The following is a 1,258-nucleotide window of genomic DNA, read 5'->3' on the forward strand; positions in this document are numbered from 1 at the left end:
ATGAACTGTATCGGGCGCGGCACGTCATTGAAAACGTCTTCCGCGCCCTCAAGCGCTGGCGGGGAATTGCTACGCGCTATGCAAAGCTCACCGCTTCCTTCATCGCCGCCATTCATGTCAGGTGTTTGTTTCTCTACCTTCCAGTCCACACTACCTAGCGCGGAGCGGGGCATTCGGCGCACCAAACGGCGGATTCGGTGTTACGGATTGCGCTTTCGGGGCACCGAACGCTGCTTTCGGGGTATCAAATGCAGCGTTCGGGATATCAAACGGTGCTCTCGGCGTCCCGAATAGTGCTCGCGGGGTTACGGATTGTGCTTTCGGGATATCAAATTTTGCTTGCGGGGTTACGGATTGCGCGTCCGACGTCCCAAACGACGGATTTTGCTTGCAAAGTGATGCTCGCTGCTTGCAAAATAAGTCATCCGGCATTACCCGTGCGATACAGGGGTGAGAAAACTCGACAGAAAGAAGCGACAGGTCGCGAAAAGGTAAAAGAGCCATGTTGCCAAAGCCGACAGATATTTGCTATGATAGAGGGGGAAAGACTGCAGCACGGGCGCAGCCTTTACAAAAATATGCGGAGTGTTCAGGTGCGAGAGACTGTGTTTTTGATACGGGCAGCGGGGCACGCAGAACAACCGTTTTGCCGCTCAAAACCCCGTGCTATCCACACTTGAGCTTGAACGCACCGCTTTTGCGGGACTGTTTGCGGCATAAGGGGAGCGGTGAAAGTAGTTTTGAGCAAAGAGGCGGCAAAGTATCTTGGACGCGCCCACCAAAAAGAGAGTACGGGCGGGACTGGTAAAACTGGAAGCTGAACCGCCCAAAGGCGATATAAAAAATGCAAGGCGCTGACTATCACCGCTTGCGAATAGGCGGTTACAGGGTTTTATTTGAAGTGGTAAAGGGGCGCATTGCCGTTCATAAAATCGCCCCGCGAGGGCAAGCATACAGAGGAGAATGGCCATGACGGAAACAGCAGCGGTGCGCAACGAACTGAAAGGGTTTATTGACGCTATGAGCGATTATCAGCTTTTCGCGTTAAAGCCGCTGATGCAGGTGCTTGCCGATGACGCTTGGGAAATCGAAACAGACTTGACCGACGAAGAGCGGGCAATTATTGACGCAGGGCGCAAATAATACCTAGCTCACCCTGAAACATTTGTGCCGCTGGATAGCATAAAATAAGGGTAAAAATGGACGAACATATAACACAAAACGAAGCGCTCGCCGCAGACAAATCCACCGAATTTTC

General features: G+C 52.4%; 2 protein-coding genes. Both read left to right on the forward strand.

Annotated elements, in window-relative coordinates:
• Positions 1-5 precede the first annotated feature (5 nt).
• The gene (locus AWU74_RS05750) at positions 6-158 is read left to right on the forward strand and encodes a transposase (RefSeq protein WP_373604405.1); all 153 of its coding nucleotides are present in this window, start codon (positions 6-8) and stop codon (positions 156-158) included.
• A gap of 811 nt (positions 159-969) precedes the next feature.
• Positions 970-1,143, forward strand: a complete 174-nt coding sequence (locus AWU74_RS11705) for a hypothetical protein (RefSeq protein WP_187149615.1) — start codon at positions 970-972, stop codon at positions 1,141-1,143.
• Positions 1,144-1,258 lie beyond the last annotated feature (115 nt).

It is taken from the genome of Treponema endosymbiont of Eucomonympha sp. (assembly GCF_001028545.1).